General features: G+C 74.1%; 2 protein-coding genes. Both read right to left on the reverse strand.

Translation table 11 applies throughout. The annotated features are described in order from the left end of the window. Positions 1–295: 295 nt before the first annotated feature. Complete coding sequence (locus H5J33_RS29735) at positions 296–1,657, reverse strand: alkaline phosphatase PhoX (RefSeq protein WP_181797894.1); 1,362 nt, start codon at positions 1,655–1,657, stop codon at positions 296–298. A gap of 191 nt (positions 1,658–1,848) precedes the next feature. Beyond that, positions 1,849–2,802 carry a LysR family transcriptional regulator gene (locus H5J33_RS29740; protein ID WP_181797895.1) on the reverse strand — a complete coding sequence of 318 codons (954 nt, stop codon included), beginning with the start codon at positions 2,800–2,802 and terminating at the stop codon, positions 1,849–1,851. Positions 2,803–2,837: the final 35 nt, after the last annotated feature.

Genomic DNA, 2,837 nt, shown 5'->3' on the forward strand with positions numbered 1-2,837 from the left:
CCGGCGATGCGGGCCGCGGCGCCTTTGGGCACACGGGCGGGCAGCGCGAAGCGATGGCGCATCGGGGTTTCCTCCACGAAGGGACGCGCCTCTGTGGGGTGTCGAGGCGTGTGAGGCACTGTCTCAGCGCGCCCCGTGACCAACAATGGTGTGTGACATAGCACATGCCACCGCCGGTCCATAACACCGCGTTGTCCACGGGGAGTCGAGGGGGGCATGTGTCCCGCTCGTGCCGGGCCGGGGGCGCGCTCCTTCCGCCGCGGCCCGGCACGATCGGGCCGTCAGCCGCCTGTCCTCACCACGGGCCGGTCACGGCGAACGTGGTGCCGGGGGTATAGCAGTTGACGTACATCGTCGCTCCGTCGGGGGCGAAGGTGACCCCGGCGAACTCGCCCCACTCCGGCTTCTGGTCCGTCCCGATGTTCTGCCGGCCCCGGGCCAGCGCGTACACCTCGCCCCGGCGGGTCAGCCCGAAGACGTACTGGGCGCCGTTGCCGTCCTCGCAGACCATCAGACCGCCGCCGGGCGCCAGGCAGATGTTGTCCGGGGACTCGCCGGGCAGTTGCACATCGGTGTCCGGGCCGAACACGACGGCCAGGGTCAGCCGGCGGTGCGCCGGGTCGTAGCGCCAGACCTGGCCGTAGTGGTCGGCGGCGGAGCCGTCGGCGCCGCGCGCGAAGGACGACACGAAGTACACGCTGGTGCCGCCCCAGTAGCAGCCCTCCAGCTTCTGCGCGTGGGTGATGCCGCCGGGGCCGTAGTCCTGGAACCTGGTCGGCGTGGCGGTGGCCAGCGGATCGGGTACGTCCACCCACTCGATGCCGTCGAAGCGCGCCCCGGTCTCCCGGATCGCCGACAGGTCCGCCACGCCGGGCACCCGCATGGCCTGGAGCCGGCCGCCGGCGCGGAGCGAACCGACGCCGCCCAGCGGCCGGTCGGGCAGGAAGCGGTAGAGGAGGCCGAACGGCTTCTGGAAGGCGTCCTCCGTCTCGTAGAGGACGCCGTCGCGCGGGTCGATCGCGACCGCCTCGTGCTGGAAGCGGCCCAGCGCGGTCAGCGGCACGGCGCCGGTGCGGTGCGGGTCGGTGGGGTGCACCTCGAAGACGAAGCCGTGGTCCTTGGTGTAGCCGTTGGTGCCCGCTTTGTCCTCGGTTTCCTCACAGGTCAGCCAGGTGCCCCAGGGGGTCCGGCCGCCCGCGCAGTTGACGGCGGTACCGGCGATGGCGACCCGCTCGGAGAGCACCCGCTGGTGCCGGTCGAGGGTCAGGGCCGTACAGCCGCCCTTGCCCGCGGGGTCGTAGGTGAGGCCGCTGACGGTGGGTACCGGGATCTGCGCGGTCGCCCGGTTCTCGTGGTTGCGGACGAGGTGTGTGCGGCCCGCGCCGCCGGCGAAGGCGGCCATGCCGTCGTGGTGCGAGGGCACCGGGCCCTCTCCGGAGCGGAGCCGGTCGCCCTCGCGGGACAGCACGGTGTAGCGGAAACCTTTCGGCAGATCGAGCAGGCCGTTCGGATCGGGGACGAGCGGGCCGTAACCGGTGTGGCCCAGGCCCTGCGCGGCGGCCGTACCCGCGAAGACCTCGGACAGGGCCCCGGTGAAGGCGATGCCCGCTCCCAGGGCGCTCGCGGCGGACAGGACCTGACGGCGTGTTGCAGACATACGGCGGTGACCTTCCTGCTGGCGGACAGGAACCGTGACCCCGCCGTGTCTACCACCTGGTGCGGGCGACGTGAACCACGCGCGGCGCACGGGTCCCGCCGTTCGGGGGACGGCCGTTTTTCCCGCCTCCGGGACACCGGCGCGTGCGGGATGCCGGTGGCCGGGTACGGCCGGTGACGGGCGCGGGGTGCCTACGCCCCGGCGGCACTCCAGGTGCGGGAGGCCCAGGTGCGCAGGTGGGGGGCCTGGGCGACGAGATCGCGGTAGGCGTCCGTGGCGGAGCGGACCATCGTCTCCACGACGTCGTCGAGGACGGTGTCCGGCCGCCAGGCCAGCACATAGCGGCACCACAGCGGGGAGCCCACCAGCGGCTTGACGACGACGTGCGGGATCGGCCGCAGCGTCGGCTGCACCAGGGACACGCCGAGGCCGTCGGCGATCATGCTCTGCAGCTGGGTCTGGTCGCCGAGCCACTCGTGCACGGTACGCGGGGTGAACCCGGCCGCCGCGCAGGCGTCGTAGAACACCCCCGGCCAGCCGGCGCCGTCGTCCGGGGTCACGAACCAGGCGTCCTCGGCGAGGTCGGCGAGCTGCACCTGGGGGCTTGGCCGCAGCCGGTGCCGGGCGGGCAGGGCGACGAAGGTGGGCTCGGTGACGATCCCGCGGTGCCGTACGACGGCCGAGTGCCGCAGCTCCATGCCCGGGTAGTCGGCGGCGATGGCGGCGTCCACCGCGCCGTCCTCCAGCAGCTCCACGATCCGCGAGGACGCGTAGACGCTGGTGACGGTCAGGGTGAGTTCGGGCAGCCGGGCGCGGACCCGGGAGACCGTGCCGGACAGCATCGGCGAGTTGGTCGCGGCCACCCGCAGGGTGCGGCGGGGGCGGGCGGCGGCCGGGCGGTGCCCGATCGCGGCGGCCCGCGCGAGCACGTCCCGGGCATGCTCGACGACCTCGGCGCCGTACCGGGTCGGCCGCACCCCGCCCGGCCCGCGCTCGAACAGCGGCTCCCCCAGGTGCCGCTCGATGCGCCGGAGCTGGGTGCTCACGGCGGGCTGCGAGTAGCCCAGCTGGGCGGCGGCCCGGCCCACACCGCCCGCGTCGGCGATCGCGCACAGCACCCGCAGGTGCCGCAGCTCCAGCTCCATCGGTCCACTCCCCCGTTCGTTCCCGCGGCCGGCGC

Source organism: Streptomyces sp. WELS2, from assembly GCF_013870595.1.
Lineage (GTDB): Bacteria > Actinomycetota > Actinomycetes > Streptomycetales > Streptomycetaceae > Streptomyces.

Coding starts and splice junctions, on each gene's coding strand:
- H5J33_RS29740 (WP_181797895.1), bottom strand. CDS start 2,802: ATGGAGCTGGAGCTGCGGCACCTGCGGGTGCTGTGCGCGATCGCCGAC.
- H5J33_RS29735 (WP_181797894.1), bottom strand. CDS start 1,657: ATGTCTGCAACACGCCGTCAGGTCCTGTCCGCCGCGAGCGCCCTGGGA.